This is a genomic window from Mycobacterium sp. GA-1841 (assembly GCF_001954135.1).
Lineage (GTDB): Bacteria > Actinomycetota > Actinomycetes > Mycobacteriales > Mycobacteriaceae > Mycobacterium.
This window is the reverse complement of record NZ_MBEQ01000003.1, coordinates 64,793-79,276: the sequence shown is the minus strand read 5'-3', so window position 1 is coordinate 79,276 and position 14,484 is coordinate 64,793. Positions and strand designations below refer to the sequence as shown.

14 protein-coding genes, 1 tRNA gene and 2 pseudogenes are annotated in these 14,484 nt (G+C 65.0%); 8 read left to right on the top strand and 9 right to left on the bottom strand.

Annotated features, from left to right (window positions below; translation table 11 throughout):
• Positions 1-10 precede the first annotated feature (10 nt).
• Both A5740_RS00530 and A5740_RS00525 read left to right on the top strand, forming a co-directional pair.
• Positions 11-778, top strand: a complete 768-nt coding sequence (locus tag A5740_RS00530; protein WP_076190637.1) for a sulfite exporter TauE/SafE family protein — start codon at positions 11-13, stop codon at positions 776-778.
• 217 nt (positions 779-995) lie between these two features.
• Entirely contained in the window at positions 996-1,913 is a 918-nt protein-coding gene (locus A5740_RS00525) for a sulfite exporter TauE/SafE family protein (protein WP_076190583.1), read from the top strand.
• Here the strand turns inward: A5740_RS00525 and A5740_RS00520 are convergent.
• Positions 1,910-2,671 carry a FadR/GntR family transcriptional regulator gene (locus A5740_RS00520; protein WP_076190635.1) on the bottom strand — a complete coding sequence of 254 codons (762 nt, stop codon included), beginning with the start codon at positions 2,669-2,671 and terminating at the stop codon, positions 1,910-1,912. The genes A5740_RS00525 and A5740_RS00520 overlap by 4 nt on opposite strands.
• A 103-nt stretch (positions 2,672-2,774) precedes the next feature.
• Here A5740_RS00520 and A5740_RS00515 point away from each other — a divergent pair, with 103 nt between their 5' ends.
• The 3 genes from A5740_RS00515 (at position 2,775) to A5740_RS00505 (ending at position 5,209) form a co-directional block, all read left to right on the top strand.
• On the top strand, positions 2,775-3,668 hold the full coding sequence (locus A5740_RS00515) for a carbon-nitrogen hydrolase family protein (RefSeq protein ID WP_076190582.1): 894 nt from the start codon (positions 2,775-2,777) through the stop codon (positions 3,666-3,668).
• The gene (locus A5740_RS00510) at positions 3,665-5,041 is read left to right on the top strand and encodes an APC family permease (RefSeq protein ID WP_076190580.1); all 1,377 of its coding nucleotides are present in this window, start codon (positions 3,665-3,667) and stop codon (positions 5,039-5,041) included. The genes A5740_RS00515 and A5740_RS00510 overlap by 4 nt, the downstream gene beginning before the upstream one ends.
• Positions 5,042-5,132: 91 nt before the next feature.
• Positions 5,133-5,209, top strand: a tRNA-Pro gene (locus tag A5740_RS00505).
• Positions 5,210-5,336: 127 nt separating this feature from the next.
• Here the strand turns inward: A5740_RS00505 and A5740_RS00500 are convergent.
• Together A5740_RS00500 and A5740_RS00495 are read right to left on the bottom strand one after the other, a co-directional pair.
• Positions 5,337-5,855 (bottom strand): annotated as a pseudogene (locus tag A5740_RS00500) (GNAT family N-acetyltransferase).
• Positions 5,852-6,162, bottom strand: a pseudogene (locus A5740_RS00495) (DUF1778 domain-containing protein); the annotation flags it as partial. The pseudogenes A5740_RS00495 and A5740_RS00500, both read right to left, overlap by 4 nt.
• A 406-nt stretch (positions 6,163-6,568) precedes the next feature.
• On the opposite strand from A5740_RS00495, the gene A5740_RS00490 reads away from it, so the two are divergent.
• Positions 6,569-6,826, top strand: coding sequence for a DUF3297 family protein (locus A5740_RS00490; RefSeq protein WP_076190576.1), 258 nt, complete (start codon positions 6,569-6,571; stop codon positions 6,824-6,826).
• A 50-nt stretch (positions 6,827-6,876) separates the two neighbouring features.
• On the opposite strand, the gene A5740_RS00485 is transcribed toward A5740_RS00490, so the two are convergent.
• The 4 genes from A5740_RS00485 to A5740_RS00470 all read right to left on the bottom strand — a co-directional run bounded on the left by A5740_RS00485 (position 6,877) and on the right by A5740_RS00470 (position 9,890).
• A complete protein-coding gene (locus tag A5740_RS00485) occupies positions 6,877-7,797 on the bottom strand; it encodes an SDR family oxidoreductase (RefSeq protein WP_076190575.1) in 921 nt (306 codons plus the stop codon).
• Positions 7,798-7,826: 29 nt separating this feature from the next.
• Complete coding sequence (locus A5740_RS00480; RefSeq protein WP_076190573.1) at positions 7,827-8,498, bottom strand: DsbA family protein; 672 nt, start codon at positions 8,496-8,498, stop codon at positions 7,827-7,829.
• A 304-nt stretch (positions 8,499-8,802) separates the two neighbouring features.
• Entirely contained in the window at positions 8,803-9,156 is a 354-nt protein-coding gene (locus A5740_RS00475; protein ID WP_076190571.1) for a hypothetical protein, read from the bottom strand.
• The gene (locus A5740_RS00470) at positions 9,153-9,890 is read right to left on the bottom strand and encodes a hypothetical protein (RefSeq protein WP_254849033.1); all 738 of its coding nucleotides are present in this window, start codon (positions 9,888-9,890) and stop codon (positions 9,153-9,155) included. Before A5740_RS00470 ends, A5740_RS00475 begins: the two co-directional genes overlap by 4 nt.
• 401 nt (positions 9,891-10,291) lie before the next feature.
• On the opposite strand from A5740_RS00470, the gene A5740_RS00465 reads away from it, so the two are divergent.
• Both A5740_RS00465 and A5740_RS00460 read left to right on the top strand, forming a co-directional pair.
• Positions 10,292-10,525, top strand: a complete 234-nt coding sequence (locus tag A5740_RS00465; RefSeq protein WP_139334856.1) for a hypothetical protein — start codon at positions 10,292-10,294, stop codon at positions 10,523-10,525.
• Between the two features lie 55 nt (positions 10,526-10,580).
• Positions 10,581-11,054 (top strand): hypothetical protein, encoded by a 474-nt coding sequence (locus A5740_RS00460; RefSeq protein ID WP_175616119.1) that lies wholly within the window; start codon positions 10,581-10,583, stop codon positions 11,052-11,054.
• A gap of 6 nt (positions 11,055-11,060) precedes the next feature.
• Here A5740_RS00460 and A5740_RS00455 read toward each other — a convergent pair whose 3' ends face one another.
• The gene (locus A5740_RS00455; protein WP_076190566.1) at positions 11,061-13,949 is read right to left on the bottom strand and encodes an RND family transporter; all 2,889 of its coding nucleotides are present in this window, start codon (positions 13,947-13,949) and stop codon (positions 11,061-11,063) included.
• The gene (locus A5740_RS00450) at positions 13,946-14,392 is read right to left on the bottom strand and encodes an MmpS family transport accessory protein (RefSeq protein ID WP_139334855.1); all 447 of its coding nucleotides are present in this window, start codon (positions 14,390-14,392) and stop codon (positions 13,946-13,948) included. Before A5740_RS00450 ends, A5740_RS00455 begins: the two co-directional genes overlap by 4 nt.
• Between the last annotated feature and the right edge of the window lie 92 nt (positions 14,393-14,484).

Here is a 14,484-nt window from a genome sequence, read left to right as displayed (position 1 = left end):
CGTCACCCACATGATCCTGATCGCGCTGGCCGGTGTCGGAGCGGGCGCGATCAATGCCGTCGTCGGGTCCGGCACGCTGATCACCTTTCCCACCCTGGTGGCGCTGGGGTACCCGCCGGTCACTTCGACGATGTCGAATGCCATCGGGTTGGTTGCCGGCGGCGTATCGAGCACCTGGGGCTATCGGCGTGAGCTGCGGGGCCAGTGGAAGCGACTGCGCTGGCAGATCCCCGGCTCGCTGATCGGCGCCGGGTTGGGCTCCTGGCTGCTGCTGCACCTGCCGGAGAAGGTGTTCGTCACGGTGGTGCCGGTGCTGCTGATCCTGGCGCTGGTCCTGGTCGTGGTCGGCCCGCGGATTCAGGCGTGGGCGCGGCAACGCGCCGAGGCGAGTGGGCAGTCCGCCGACCATGTCAGCCAACGTCAGATGGCCATTCTCGTGATCGGCACCTTCGCGGTCGGCATCTACGGCGGCTACTTCACCGCCGCGCAGGGCATCCTGCTGATCGCGGTGATGGGCGCGTTGCTTCCCGAGTCGATCCAGCGGATGAACGCCGCCAAGAACCTGCTGTCGTTGTTGGTCAACATCGTGGCGGCGCTGGCGTACACGATCGTCGCCTTCGACCGGATCAGCTGGGAAGCGGCCGGCCTGATCGCGGTCGGCTCGTTGATCGGCGGATTCCTCGGCGCCCACTACGGCCGTCGGCTGTCGCCGAACGCGTTGCGCGCCGTGATCGTGGTGGTGGGGCTCATCGGGCTGTACCGCTTGCTCACGGTCTAGGGACGCTGCGGTAAAGTCACGGAAACCGTCGAGCAGAAGGGGCAACCGGTGGCTGAAGGCGCTTACCGCACCGCACCGTCTGCTTTGGCTGCGCTGGAGCCGTTCTGGCCCTCGCGGCGGCTGATGGCTTTCGACGAGTGGTGTCGCGCGCGCCGCTGATCCGCGCCGTCAATCCCATCAGGTCGCCCGCGACCGTTAATCGAAAGCAGCCGAACCCATGCGGTCGCTACTGATCTTCACGCTCGTCGGCGTCGGCGCCCAACTCGTCGACGGCGCACTCGGCATGGCCTTCGGTGTCACTGCGTCCACCCTGCTGGTGCTCAGCGGAGTGGCGTCGGCGCAGGCGAGCGCCGCAGTGCACTTGGCCGAGGTCGGTACCACGCTGGCATCGGCGGTATCGCACTGGCGCTTCAAGAACATCGATTGGCCGATGGTCGCCAAGCTCGGCATTCCCGGTGCGGTCGGCGCGTTCCTCGGCGCCACGGTGCTGTCGTCACTGTCGACGGAATCCGCCGCGCCGCTCATGGCCGGAATCCTGCTGGCCATCGGCCTGTATGTGTTGTTGCGGTTCTCGCTGGGCACTCCGCTGAGCCTCGGACAACACGGCACCAGCCACAGCGCCAAGTTTCTCGCTCCGCTGGGTCTGTTCGGTGGTTTCATCGACGCCTCCGGCGGCGGCGGCTGGGGGCCGGTGACCACCAGCACGCTGCTCTCGCAGGGCAAGACCGCGCCCCGGACCGTGATCGGCTCGGTGAGCGCCTCCGAGTTCCTGGTGTCGGTGTCGGCATCGATCGGCTTCCTGATCGGGCTGCGCCAGGAGTTCCTGGAGAACTGGCCGGTGGTCCTCGGGCTGATGGTCGGTGGTGTGATCGCCGCGCCTTTCGCCGCCTGGCTGGTCAGCCGCGTCAACCCAGCCCTGCTCGGTACCGCGGTCGGCGGCGTCATCCTGCTGACCAACAGCCAGAAGCTGCTGCACTACTTCGGTGTGCACTGGCCGTGGTCCACCGGTGTTTACACGTTGATCGTGGTGCTGTGGGCGGCGCTGGTGGTGCGGGCTTGGCAGACGTCGAAGGCGCCGCGCGAGGTGGCCGGTCCGGTGCCCACCACTGTCGAAGAGCGCGTGGGGCGGAGCTAGCCGCCCGCGCTCCCCGGCCGCGACAAGCCGACATACATCGTCTTGTGCAGCGACAGCACGTGATTGCGCGCGATCTCCGACGCCGACCGGCTGTCGCGTTGTCGCAATGCCTCTACGAGTTGGGCATGCTCGAGGTTGGACTGATGCAGGTAGGCAATCGGGTAGGGGATGAAGTAGCGGTACAGCCCGTGCAGCACATCGCAGTAGGTCTTCATCGCCCAGCCGAGACCGCTTGCCGCAGCCACTGATTCGTGGAATCGCTGATCGGCGTGGTGAAAGCTGGTCCAATCGGTGGTGGCATCCGCCTCGGCGACGATCGCCGCGAGTTCATCGAGTTGCTCGTCGGTGGCGGCGTGCGCCGCGGCGGCACTGAGCGCGTCCTCGGCCAGCGCACGCAGGTCGATGAGGCGATGCACCTCCGCGGCGTCGGCCCGGTAGGTCGCGGACGGACCGTCTGAGTCGGCAGCGACAGCCGGACCGCCGCGGGCCACGAATGTCCCGCCGGCACGACCGCGGCGGCGGATCACCAGGCCGTCATCGGCCATCGCCTGAAGGGCCCGGCGGACGGTGGCGACACTGACGTCGAGGGCCTGGGCGATGTCGGGTTCGGCGGGCAACCGTTCCCCACGGGCCATCAGGTCCAGTTCCATGGCCAGTTCGAGGCGGGCCCGCACGGTGTCGGCCGCGCTGAGGCGGGTGATGCCGGCAACCGCAGGGGCGCTGAGCGCCGGATGCGCGTCACCGACCTGCAACGTCATGGCACTCAGGGTACGGGAGCTGTTGCCATATTTGTTCACGCTGAACTAATATCGGCTCACTAAATTCGCTCGTTCTGAGCGATTAACTGCTCGGAGGTTCCCGGTGTCCGGTGTGATCACGGTGGCTGCTGTCCAGGCGGCCCCGTTGGACGCGGCAGGCCTGCCGGCGTTCGGCCGGGACGACACGGTCGCCCAGTTCGCGGGCGATGTGCTGCGGGTGCGCAAGGCCGTGTCGGGCCCGGCGCTGATCGTGTATCCCGAGATCCACCTGTTCGGTACCGAGGATCCCGACCTTCTGGCAGCCGCGGCCGAACCGCTGGACGGTCCGCTCATCTCGGCTCTCGGCGAGGTGGCTCGCACCGCCGATGCCTGGCTGATTCCCGGCTCGGTGTGCGAGCTCGGCGAGAACGGCGAGATATTCAACACCGCAGTGGTTTTCGCTCCCGACGGACGACTCGCCGCGTCCTACCGCAAGATCTTCCCCTGGCGGCCGTTCGAGAAGTACGCGCCGGGGGAGACATTCGTGACCGTCGACCTCCCCGACGTGGGCCGGCTGGGACTGTCCATCTGCTACGACGCGTGGTTCCCCGAGGTCAGCCGCCACCTGGCTTGGATGGGAGCCGAGGTGATCGTGAACATCGTCAAGACCACCAGCGCGGACCGCGACCAGGAACTGGTGCTGGCCCGAGCGAATTCGATTGTGAACCAGGTGTTCACGGTGAGCGTCAACTGCGCCGGTCCGGTGGGCAAGGGGCGCAGCATCATCGTCGACCCGGAAGGTGCTGTGCTCCAAGAGCGTTCCGATGCCGCAGCCGGCGTGCTGAGCCAGCGCATCGATTTCGGAGCGGTCGCCGCGATCCGCGAGCGCGGTACCGCCGGCACCAACCGGATGTGGAATCAGTTCGGGCCGTCGGACCGCCCGATACCACTTCCGCTGTACGACGGGCACATCGATCCGCAGCGTTGGTCCCCCTCAGCGAAAGGCACACCGCAATGACACGCGACTCCAGCGGGCCCACGACCTTGGTGCGAGCCCTCGGGTTGCGTTCACTGGTGTTGTTCGGTCTGGCGTACATGACGCCACTGATCGTGCTCGGCATCTTCGGCGTGGTCGCTGCCGCGACCGCCGGGGCGTCCGCGTCGGCCTACCTGATCGCGTTGACCGCCATGCTGTTCACCGCCTCCAGCTACGGCCGGATGGCTGCCGCATATCCGGTGTCGGGATCGGCGTACACCTACGTGCGCCGCACCATCGAACCGCGTGTCGGCTTCCTCACCGGCTGGGCGGTGTTGCTGGACTACCTGTTCCTGCCCATGGTCATCTGGCTGATCGGGGCGGCGTATCTCGAAGCGCAGTTCCCCGGCGTGCCCGGCTGGGTGTGGGTGCTCGGGTTCATCCTGATCACCACCGTCCTCAACGTCGTCGGCATCAAGGTGGCCGACAAGGCCAACTATCTGCTGATGGCGTTCCAACTGCTGGTCATCGTGTTGTTTGTGGCACTGTCGGTCGCCTCCGTCTTCCGCAGCGGCGGGGCGGGTGGGTTGGTCAGCGCGAGCCCGTTCGCCGGGGTCGGGGCGAGCTTCGGGGGAGTGACGGCCGGAGCGGCCATCGCCGCCTACTGTTTCCTGGGCTTCGACGCCGTGACGACATTTACCGAAGAGGCCATCGAACCGCGCAAGAACATGCCCCGCGCCATCATGCTGATCGCGCTGATCGGCGGCTCGATCTTCCTGATCGTCGCCTACACCACCCAATTGGTGCACCCCGGCGGGGAATTCAGCGATTCGTCGTCGGCGGCACTGGAGATCGCCAAGCAGATCGGCGGCAACCTGTTCGGGGCGCTGTTCCTCGCCGGGCTGATCCTCGCGCAGTTCTCGTCCGGCATCGCCGCGCAGGCCTCGGCGTCACGGTTGTTGTTCGCGATGGGCCGCGACGGGACCTTGCCGCGGTCGGTGTTCGGCACGCTCAGCGCGAAATTCCGTACCCCGGCGGCCAACCTGGTGCTGGTCGGTGTCGTGGGCCTGCTGGCGATGTTCCTGGACGTCGCGACCTCGACGTCGTTCATCAACTTCGGGGCGTTCGTCGCGTTCACGCTCGTCAACGTCTCGGTGATCGTCTACTACTTCCGGCGCCGCGCGGCCGGCGAGGCACACAACCCGCTGCTCTATCTCGTGGCGCCCGCGATCGGCGCGGTCATCACGTCGTATCTGCTGATGCAACTCGACAACCGAGCGATCATCCTCGGCTTGTGCTGGCTGGCCATCGGCGTCGTCGTGCTGGCCGTGACGAGCGGCGGTTTCAAGAAGCTGCCACCGGAGATCGCCGTCGACGGAGCCGACGGTGCGATCGCCGAACCCGCGGCGCAGTGAGCGCCGACCTGTGACCGATGGGGCGGATTACGAGAAGGGCGGACGGCTACGGTAAGCTTTCGTCTCGCTGCCGGTGCAAGCCGGAAGCACGCGGGCTGTGGCGCAGCTTGGTAGCGCACTTGACTGGGGGTCAAGTGGTCGCAGGTTCAAATCCTGTCAGCCCGACCAGAAAAAACCTCTCTGACCAGCGTCGGAGGGGTTTCTGCGTTTCTAGGGGACGTGCGAGCAGTCGAGGGTGCCGAAGCCGTGACGGGCGCAGCCGTTGTCGGCAGTTGAGTTCGCGGCGCTGGGCGTTCTAATCACTGTCTGGATCGAGGAGAGCGCGGGCATCTGTTGATCAACAGAAGCAGGTGCAGTGGATCGGTCGGCGAGGGCTCGAAGTCAAAATGAGCGTAGAACGCCCGGGCCGGCTCGTGCAGGGCGTGCACCAGCAGCGCCCGCACACCAATGATTTCGGCGGCGGCCACGGCGCGGATGATCGCGTCGCGCAGCAACGCAGCAACGCAGCACCTAGGCCCTCGCCCTGTTCCTTGGTGTCGACCGCCAGCCGCGACAGCAGGATCACCGGTACCGGGTTGGGCAGGTTTCGCCGCACCCGCCCCGGCGTATCGGCACGCTCCACCGCCGCTGAGGCCAGCGCGTAGAACCCGACGACACGACCGTTGCGGCAAGTCACGAAGCACCGTGAGGCACCTTCGACGTGGTTGGCTAGCGCCCGGCCTCGCAGGTACTCATCCAGGCTTGGCTCGCCGCTGTCGAATTCGGCGATGTCATCACTTGCGCTGATCGGCCGGGGGGCGCCGTAGCCGCTCACTCGTCGAAGATCGAGGACTCCGCGAACAACTTCGCCAGCCGCGGCTTGTTTGATACCGGCCGGTCCAACACCGACACAAACTCCGACCAGGCCGGAGCGTCGAGCATGAACAGCCGGCGATCGGCGAGTACATCGCGGGCGTGGGCCAGCGTCGCGGTCACTGTGAAGTTGGTCAGATCCGTCCCCTCCACTTCTGCGGCACGACGAATCAGCGCGTCCTGTTCAGCGGTCAGGCGCACTGCGAAACGTTCCGTCTTTGCAGCCATCCATTTATTGTGGGCCTGATAGGCGTACAGGTCAACGAGGGACAGTTACGACCTCGCTGGGGGGTCGTGCGACTCGGATCGGCCCTGTCCGACCGGGTCAAGTAGTCGCACGTTCAAGCCCTGTCAGATACTCCTCGCACTGGCCATCTGCCATCTCGCTGGCGTTACGTGGCTTCCAGCGAGCGCGACGGTCACATGGTGAGCGGATATCGGGCGTCGTAATTTGGAGAGTCTTCACTTCGCCGGCGATACGCGCATGGGCTGCGGCGGCTCGACCCCTTCAAACAGGTCCTCACGAAGGTCGAGCGCTTACCGGCCCGTTACGGCCGCAGCAAGATCAGACTACCGGGGCGCCGCGGTACGCGGAACTCGCGACTACACGACGGTCGCGTAGGTTCTTCAGCGAATCAAGTCCAAGAACCTACGCAGCGTCGAACGAAAGCCATCATGTCCCAGGATCAGAACTCAGACGTTCCACCGAATCACCTCTCCATCGATCCGCGCAGCGCCTTCTATAGCGAAGAGGTGCTCCGCCGCGACGTGGGTATTCGCTTCAATGGCGTCGAGAAAACCAACGTGCACGAGTACAACGTGGCCGAGGGGTGGGTGCGTGTGGAAGTCCCTACCGCCAAGGATCGCCGCGGGAATCCGATGGTCGTCAAGCTCAGCGGCACGGTCGAACCCTATTTCCGCCAGGGAAACTAGCGGATTCCTTGGTCACCGGCGCGTCCGCGTCGCCTGACCGCGCGCCACTTTTACCGGCCGGAGTCTTCCTCGGCCATCCGCTCGCGGATACCGCCGCCGACGGTGGTGCCCTGCGCCATGGGTTCGTAGATGGCGCCGGTGGTGTGGGGCATCCGGTCACCCTTCTCGACTTCGGCTTCGGCGGTCTTGCCCGACAAACGTTCCGTGAGGGTGGGAAACAGTTGGTGCGAAAGGTTCGCCAGGTGACCTTTCGCCCCGACGGGTTGCTTCAGTTCGGGGTCGGTACACGCCTCGACGATCGCGTCGACGACGATCTGCGGATCATCCATGGCGGCCATGCGTGGGGCGTGGCCGGTGTAGTTGGCGGCGTGAGTCCACCAGGGTGTGTCGACCGCCCACGGCATGATGGTGCCGACCTTGATTCCGTCGTACCCGGCCAGGCGCAGCTCCTCGGACAACGAGCGACCAAGGCTGAGAACCGCGGCTTTGGTGGCCGCATAAGAGGTTTGGTAGGCCAGCGGCACTTCACTGTCCACCGAGCCGATGTTGATCAAGGTGCCGCTGCCTTGTTTGCGGAACTGCTGTATCGCTGCGTGGGCACCGTAGATCAGCCCTTTGAGGTTGACGTCGACCAGCCGGGCATGGTCTTCGACGGGAATGTCCCAGAACAGGCCGAGCGCTCCGACTCCGACGTTGTTGATCCAGATGTCGAAACCACCGAAGTGTTCGACGGCGGTTGCCGCCAATTGGGAAATGTCAGCGGAATTGCTCACGTCGGTGGGCACCACCACTGCGGTGCCACCGGCGCCTCGGATCTCGGCGGCAAGCTCATCCAGCACATTGCCGCGGCGGGCCGCCAGCACGACGTTGGCCCCGCGGCGGGCCAGTTCCGTCGCTGTGCCACGACCGAAACCGCTCGAAGCGCCGGTGATGACCGCAGTAGCGCCGGCCACCGATTGTTCTTTACTCATCGTGTTCTGCTTTCCCCAGGCATGCCTGGTCAACGGCTCGCCTGTTCGACCAGTCGGGCGAAGGCGGCCTTGTCGTCGGAATCGATCACCGGGAAGCCCGCGCCCGGCTCTCCGACCCAGTGCAGCTCGATGCCTGGATTGTGGACATCAGAGCCGTCAGCCAGAAAAAAGTGCGGACTGCCCTGCACGTCGGAGACGTGCTCGCGGTAGTCGTGCATCATCGCTGCCCGCGCACTGCCCGTGTCCAGGGCCTCCGCGATCTGGTCCGCGTCCACCCCGGGACAGTGGGCAGCGATGTCCACGAGCTCATGGATCAACGAGATGGGCCGGCTGTCGGTGAAGAACGCGTGCCTGATCGCCATGTCGAATTCCTCGGCCGCTGCCAGTGATTGCTGCTTTGCGGCGTGCACGGCCTCGTTGGCAGGTAGCGACGTGATCGGCCAGGTCGAGGGATCCGATTGCCATGGCACCCAACCGAAGTCCGGCTCGATCGAGCCGAGCACAGGTATCTCGGCGTCCAGGAATCGCTTGGGAATCGGGAACCGGTTGACGTCTTCGAGGGTGAACAGGCGCAGGTCGACACGGACGTCATCGGTGAGGCCGGCTTTCTCACGTTCACGGTAGAAACGGTGTAACGCGATGGTGGACCAGCCGCAGACCACATCGGTATACACCACCACCGTCCCGGGCTGTACCTTCATGGCCGGGCCGTATCCTGCGTCGCGTGAGACTGTGGCTTCTCGCGTTCTTTTCCGTCACCGTGAACGCCGGCAGAGCCGATGGTTTCCTTCAATTCGCCCGTCTGATCCTCGGCCGTGCCTGGGACTCCTTCTGCCGGTGCGCTCTTCTCGGACATGAAAATCAAACCTCTCGTCAGCATTTTCGCCCCGCGGCATCACTGGGCGCCGGTGCGGTTCGCTCATGTCGTATGCCCGGTCGACCGACGATGAAACCCTTCAGCGGGGCGGTAGCCGCCAAGGCGGGACAGCGCCCGAGGCCGAGGGTCTAGCTGGACGCCCTCCGGCGGGACTCGGCTCCGTCAGTCACCAATTCGAGGCTGTCCCCGACATGGATCGTGACCACCGCCGTCGCCTGGAACAGCCCATGGAAGTCATCGGTCCGCGCGAAGGTGTGCGCGCGGGAGAACAGTGGCTGCACGTCGAACACGCGGACCCGAAGCTTTTCGCGCGTGAGTCTGCCCAATTCCCGGCCGGTTTCGGGATCGGTGATCACCTGATCCGAGTCGGAGTGCACGGCAAAGACCATGCCCGGAACCACACCTGCCTCGGCGCCCCGATTGATGACCAACGTGTAGTCGTCCTCGATGAGCGCGACGTGGCCGGAGAGGCGGTTGCTCATGACGCCGCCAGCGATGTGCTTTCACGCAAGGGTTTGGGTGCGGAGCCGGCCCGGATCCGCGGCCGCGCGTCGTGGCCTTCCACCGACAGCAGCGCGTCGACATGGCCGGCCTCATCCTGCTCTGTCCCGAGGGTGAGTTCGACGGCCGTCTTGGCCTGAAAGAGGGCGATCATCGCGTGTTGTTGACGCTCCGCCCCGAAGGCGTTGAGGGCGATGGTGAGTTTCTTGTCGACATATTCGACCGATCGCTGCAACTCGGGCACCGAGACTCCGGTCGGGCTCTTTACGTGCGCCACGGGCTGACTCTCAAGCCCGCCGTACCACCGGTGGCCGAGCGCGCCGAGGGCGATCGAGCACACCGGTATCACCACGATGATGCAGACCAGCCCCACTGTCCCCGGTAGCGCAATCGCGCCGAGGATTCCCAGCAATGTGAGCAGACCCAGCATGGTCAGCTGGCGAACGGTCGACGGTACTGATTCGATCACCCGAGCCAGATCCTTGAGGCTGCGAACGCCGTATCGAGCGACGGCGGCGATGAACCCGACAACGGCCGTGACGGCGTTGAGTGCGATCCGTCCGCATTCATCGACCTGTTTGCGCGTCACGGGTGGCTTGGGCATCGACCAGACCCGTTGGCGCTGTGACGGCGAATCGGCGACGGTGTGCGGTTGACCTGGCGCTTGGTCGGCATCCGGTGCGGACGTCCCGTCCGCCGGCTGCGCGTTTGTCACATTCGTATCATCAGCCACACCTTCATCATCGCGGCGCAGGCGTCCGATGCTGGTCCGGCACGCCGAAGACTCTGATATTGCTGCTGTTCGGGCGTTTGTGGTGCCAGTCGGTGGTCAGCGACCACGCTGCCCCTCTTATCATTTTCTTATTTTTGGTATCGTCCGGACATGGGCACGCGGCGACGTTCTGGCGATTCGGGCAGTGATGATCCGGGGGTCTCGTGAAAGTACTTGTCGCGCTGAAGCCGACCTCGCCGCGCCGGGCCGATGACGTGTGGTCGGCGATCGCATCTGAGGTTGTGGTCGCACCGTTCGTCTGCCCAGAACCTGACTGCGTCTGTGACCGAGTGCATCAAGGCGTGATGTCGCACGGTTATTCAACCGAGGCCACTGTTCGCGATATGGACGTCGTGCCCTCGACCCTCGTAGCGGCGTGTCGAACTCATCTCGCTGCCACGCAGTGGGCCGCCGTCGTCGAGCACCCGGACGAACTGGACCTGTTGGTCGCTGACCTCGTCGATGGGATGAGCGAGACTGCAGCGAACTATCCAATAGGCACGGTGCTACGGATGAAGTTCGACCGGCGCAGCGATCGCTGGCGCTACGCGGCGGTGTCGCGGCGGATGGTGGGGTAGCGTTCCATAGCAAGGCTAGGTAATCCGGGCGTCTGAGAAGGCAGAGGAGCGGCGAGTGGATCTCGGTATCTGGGGTGATCTGACGATCCTCGCCGCAGTGATGGCGGCGACGTTCGCCGCGTGCGTCTTCGTCTGCATCGGCCGGCTGGAGCGGCGAACCCCGGCCGCGCTGGGCGAAGAGGTCGGTGCGCACAAGGCGGTGCTGGCCAAACTGCGCAAGCGCGAACCGATGTCGCAGGACGAGTTCGATTATGCGACCGAACTGGTGACCGACGCTCGCTCACCGCTCGCCTACGCGATCCCCGCCGTGCTGTTCAGCATGGGGTTTTTCTATGTCGTCGGCTGCCTTTACGAACTGCACGTGCACGGCGGCAACCCGTCGTGCCGCACATTCATCGGAGGCATCCCCATGCTGACGTCGATGAACATCGCCGCGCAGTTGCGGCGCGTCGCGGCGTTGAAAGGCAAGCTGGATGAGGTTGCGGTGATCGAGTCCGCTGACGAGCTCAGTGCTGTTGACAGAGGCTGAGTTCCGCTACTTGCCCGACTGCGATGACCCGGCGATCGGGTCGCCGTCCTCCCACAGCAGCAGCTGGCGCACCGACGCCCGCGAACCGTAAGGCTGAAGCATGTGGCTCGCCGGACGAGGCCGCACCCGCAGCGGCCACCAGAACCAACGCCCGAGCAGGGTGGCGATGGCCGGCGTCATGAACGAGCGCACGATCAGCGTGTCGAACAACAAACCGAGCGCGATGGTGGTGCCGATCTGGCCGAGGATCCGCAAGTCCGCGAACACGAACGAGGCCATGGTGGCGGCGAACACCAGACCGGCCGACGTCACCACTGCGCCGGAACCGGCCATCGCCCGGATGATGCCGGTGTTGAGGCCGGCGTGGATCTCTTCTTTGAAGCGCGAGACCAACAGCAGGTTGTAGTCCGACCCCACCGCCAACAGCAGGATGACGGCCAATGCGAGCACGATCCAGTACAAATCGATGCCCAGGATGTCCTGCCAGATCAGCACCGACAGTCCGAACGAGGCGCCCAGCGACAGCGCCACGGTGCCGACGATGACGATCGCGGCGACGATGCTGCGGGTGATGAACATCATCACCAGCAGGATCAAGGTGAGCGCAGCGATCGCGGCAATCATCAGGTCGTACTTCGCGCCGTCCTGAATGTCCTTGTAGGTGGCGGCGGTACCGGCGAGGTAGATCTTGGACCCGGCCAAGGGTGTGCCTTTGACGGCACCTTGGGCGGCGTGCCTGATGGCGTCGATGTGCGAAATGCCCTCAGGCGTGGCGGGATCGCCGTCATGCGTGATGATCATCCGGGCGGCCTTGCCGTCCGGTGACAGGAAAAGCTTGAGCCCACGCTGGAATTCCGGGTTGGTGAACGCCTCGGGCGGAAGGTAGAACGAGTCGTCGGTCTTCGACGCGTCGTACGCCTGCCCGAGCGCGGTGGCATTCTGAAGCGCCGCCGCACTCTGGTCGTTCAGACCCGAATTGGTGGCGTAGTTGGTCATCGTCAAGTCACGGTTGGTCTGTTGACTGGCGATCTGAGGCGGGATGAGCGCCAACAACTTCGGCTGCAGCGCGTCGAGCTTGGCGATGCTGCCCGAGACGTTGTCCAGTTGGTCGGTCAGCGCGTCGATGCCGTCGAGGGCGTCGAAGACCGACCGCAGCGCCGCGCACATGGGAATGTCGAAACAGTGTGGCTCCCAATAGAAATAGTTGCGGAGCGGGCGAAACTGGTCGTCGAAGTCACCGATCTTGTCGCGCAGGTTCTTTGCCGTGGCGACCGTTTCCTTGAACGCCTTGCTCTGCTCGTCGGTGATGGCGCTGGATTGCTGTTGCAGAGCGTACTGCTGGCGCAGGATGTCGATCGAGTTGTTGATCACGCCCACCTGTTTGAGTAGGTCGGCCGTGCGGGCCTGCTGGAAGGGCAGGTTGTTGATCTGTGCCGCGCTGCTGGCGCTGATCTGGAACGGAATCGACGTGTGGTCCAGAGGAGTGCCCAGTGGACGGGTGATGGACTGCACCTGGGCGATGCCGTCGGTGTGGAACACCGCCTTGGCAACGCGTTCCAGCAGGATCATGTCGGTGGGGTTACGCAGATCGTGGTCGGCTTCGACCATCAACAACTCGGGATTCAGCCGTGCCTGCGAAAAGTGGCGTTCGGCGGCCGTATAACCGACATTCGCCGGGGCATCGGCAGGCATGTAGGGCCGCGCGTCGTAGCTGGTGGCATATCTGGGCAACGCGAGCAGACCGATGAGGGCGATCGCGATCGTCGCCACCAGGATGGGCCCCGGCCAGCGCACGATGGCAGTACCGATGCGACGCCAACCCCGGGTGCGCATCGGCCGGGCGGGCTCGAACAGTCCGAAGTGGCGGCCGATCACCAGCAGCGCCGGCGCCAGGGTGAGGGCCGCCAACACGGCGACGAGGACACCGATTCCGGCAGGGACGCCCAGGCTGTTGAAATACGGGAGCCGGGTGAACGTCAGGCACAACACCGCGCCGGCGATTGTCAGGCCCGACCCCAAAATGATGTGTGCGGTCCCGTGATACATCGTGTTGAACGCCGAGACGCGGTCCTGGCCCGCATACCTCGCTTCGTGAAAGCGGCCGAGGATGAAGATCGCATAGTCGGTTCCCGCGGCAATCACCAAGAGCGTCAGCAGGTTTGTCGAGTATGTCGACAATTCGATGATTCCGGCGTTCGCCAGCACGGCGACGACGCCGCGCGATGCGGTCAACTCGATCATCACCGTGAAGATCACCAAAATCGCCGTGGTAACCCGACGGTAGAGCGACAACAGCATCGCCAGGATCACCCCGAGAGTGATCAGCGTGGTTTTCAAGGTGCCGTGCCGGCCCACCTCGAACTGGTCGGTGACCAGGGGAGCGGGGCCGGTGACATAGGCCCTGACACCCGGAGGCGCCGGAGTGTCCTCGACGATGCGGCGTACCGAATCGACAGACTCATTGGCCAGCGATTCGCCCTGGTTACCTGCGAGGTACACCTGCACCAGCGCGGCCTTGCCGTCGGCGCTCTGCGAGCCGGCCGCGGTGAGCGGGTCGCCCCAGAAATCCTGGATGTGCTGGACGTGTGTGGTGTCCTGACGAAGTTTTTGGACCAAGCCGTCGTAGTAGTGGTGCGCGTCGGCGCCGAGCGGCTGATCACCTTCCAGGACGATCATCGCCGAACTGTCCGAGTCGAACTCGTCGAACACCTTGCCGATTCGTTTGGCGGCCTGCAACGATGGCGCATCCTGCGGACTCAGCGACACGTTGTGTGACTCGGCGACGGTCTCCAGCTGTGGCACAAAAACATTGGTCACCACCGCCAGGCCCAGCCAGAACAGTGCGATCAGTACAGAGAACCGCCGGATCAGGTCCGGCACCCGCTGGGTGCTCATCCGGATTTGTCCATGCAGTAGGTGAAGGCGTTCAAGGTGTTCACTGTTCTCTCGTCCTTGACCACGTCGTCGATCGTGATCCGGCAACCGATCGAATCGCCGTTGCCCTGCGCGGAGACGTTCACCGCGACAGCGGGCTGCGTGGTGGTGGTGTCGTAAGCCCACGGCAGTGTCACCGCGTCGGCGCGCTGCGGTTGGGCGTCGACGTCGAGGTAGGTGACGGTGGCGACCGTGCCGGGCGGGCCGAAGACCTCGATGCGCACGTGCTTGGGGTTGAACGGAACGATGTCGTTTCCGGTGCCGCTGGGTGTCGACGTGACGTCCTGGGAGGCAAAGATGCCGTGCAAGCGGAACACCACGAATCCCGCCAGGGCGATCACGACCACCGCCACCAGATACATCCAGCGTCGGAGCAGCCGGCGGCCAATCGAAAACCGCTGCATCCGTGACCCTTTCAGTGCGCGGCGACGAGCGCGGCCCGCGAGCACATTCCCCTAGGGCGACTAATCAATCAGGTTGACACCGTAGGGCACCG

Coding starts and splice junctions, on each gene's coding strand:
- A5740_RS00520 (WP_076190635.1), bottom strand. CDS start 2,671: ATGACGTTGCAGGTCGGTGACGCGCATCCGGCGCTCAGCGCCCCTGCG.
- A5740_RS00455 (WP_076190566.1), bottom strand. CDS start 13,949: ATGAGCACCCAGCGGGTGCCGGACCTGATCCGGCGGTTCTCTGTACTG.
- A5740_RS00490 (WP_076190576.1), top strand. CDS start 6,569: ATGTCCCAGGATCAGAACTCAGACGTTCCACCGAATCACCTCTCCATC.
- A5740_RS00530 (WP_076190637.1), top strand. CDS start 11: ATGATCCTGATCGCGCTGGCCGGTGTCGGAGCGGGCGCGATCAATGCC.
- A5740_RS00485 (WP_076190575.1), bottom strand. CDS start 7,797: ATGAGTAAAGAACAATCGGTGGCCGGCGCTACTGCGGTCATCACCGGC.
- A5740_RS00480 (WP_076190573.1), bottom strand. CDS start 8,498: ATGAAGGTACAGCCCGGGACGGTGGTGGTGTATACCGATGTGGTCTGC.
- A5740_RS00510 (WP_076190580.1), top strand. CDS start 3,665: ATGACACGCGACTCCAGCGGGCCCACGACCTTGGTGCGAGCCCTCGGG.
- A5740_RS00525 (WP_076190583.1), top strand. CDS start 996: ATGCGGTCGCTACTGATCTTCACGCTCGTCGGCGTCGGCGCCCAACTC.
- A5740_RS00450 (WP_139334855.1), bottom strand. CDS start 14,392: ATGCAGCGGTTTTCGATTGGCCGCCGGCTGCTCCGACGCTGGATGTAT.
- A5740_RS00465 (WP_139334856.1), top strand. CDS start 10,292: ATGGACGTCGTGCCCTCGACCCTCGTAGCGGCGTGTCGAACTCATCTC.
- A5740_RS00475 (WP_076190571.1), bottom strand. CDS start 9,156: ATGAGCAACCGCCTCTCCGGCCACGTCGCGCTCATCGAGGACGACTAC.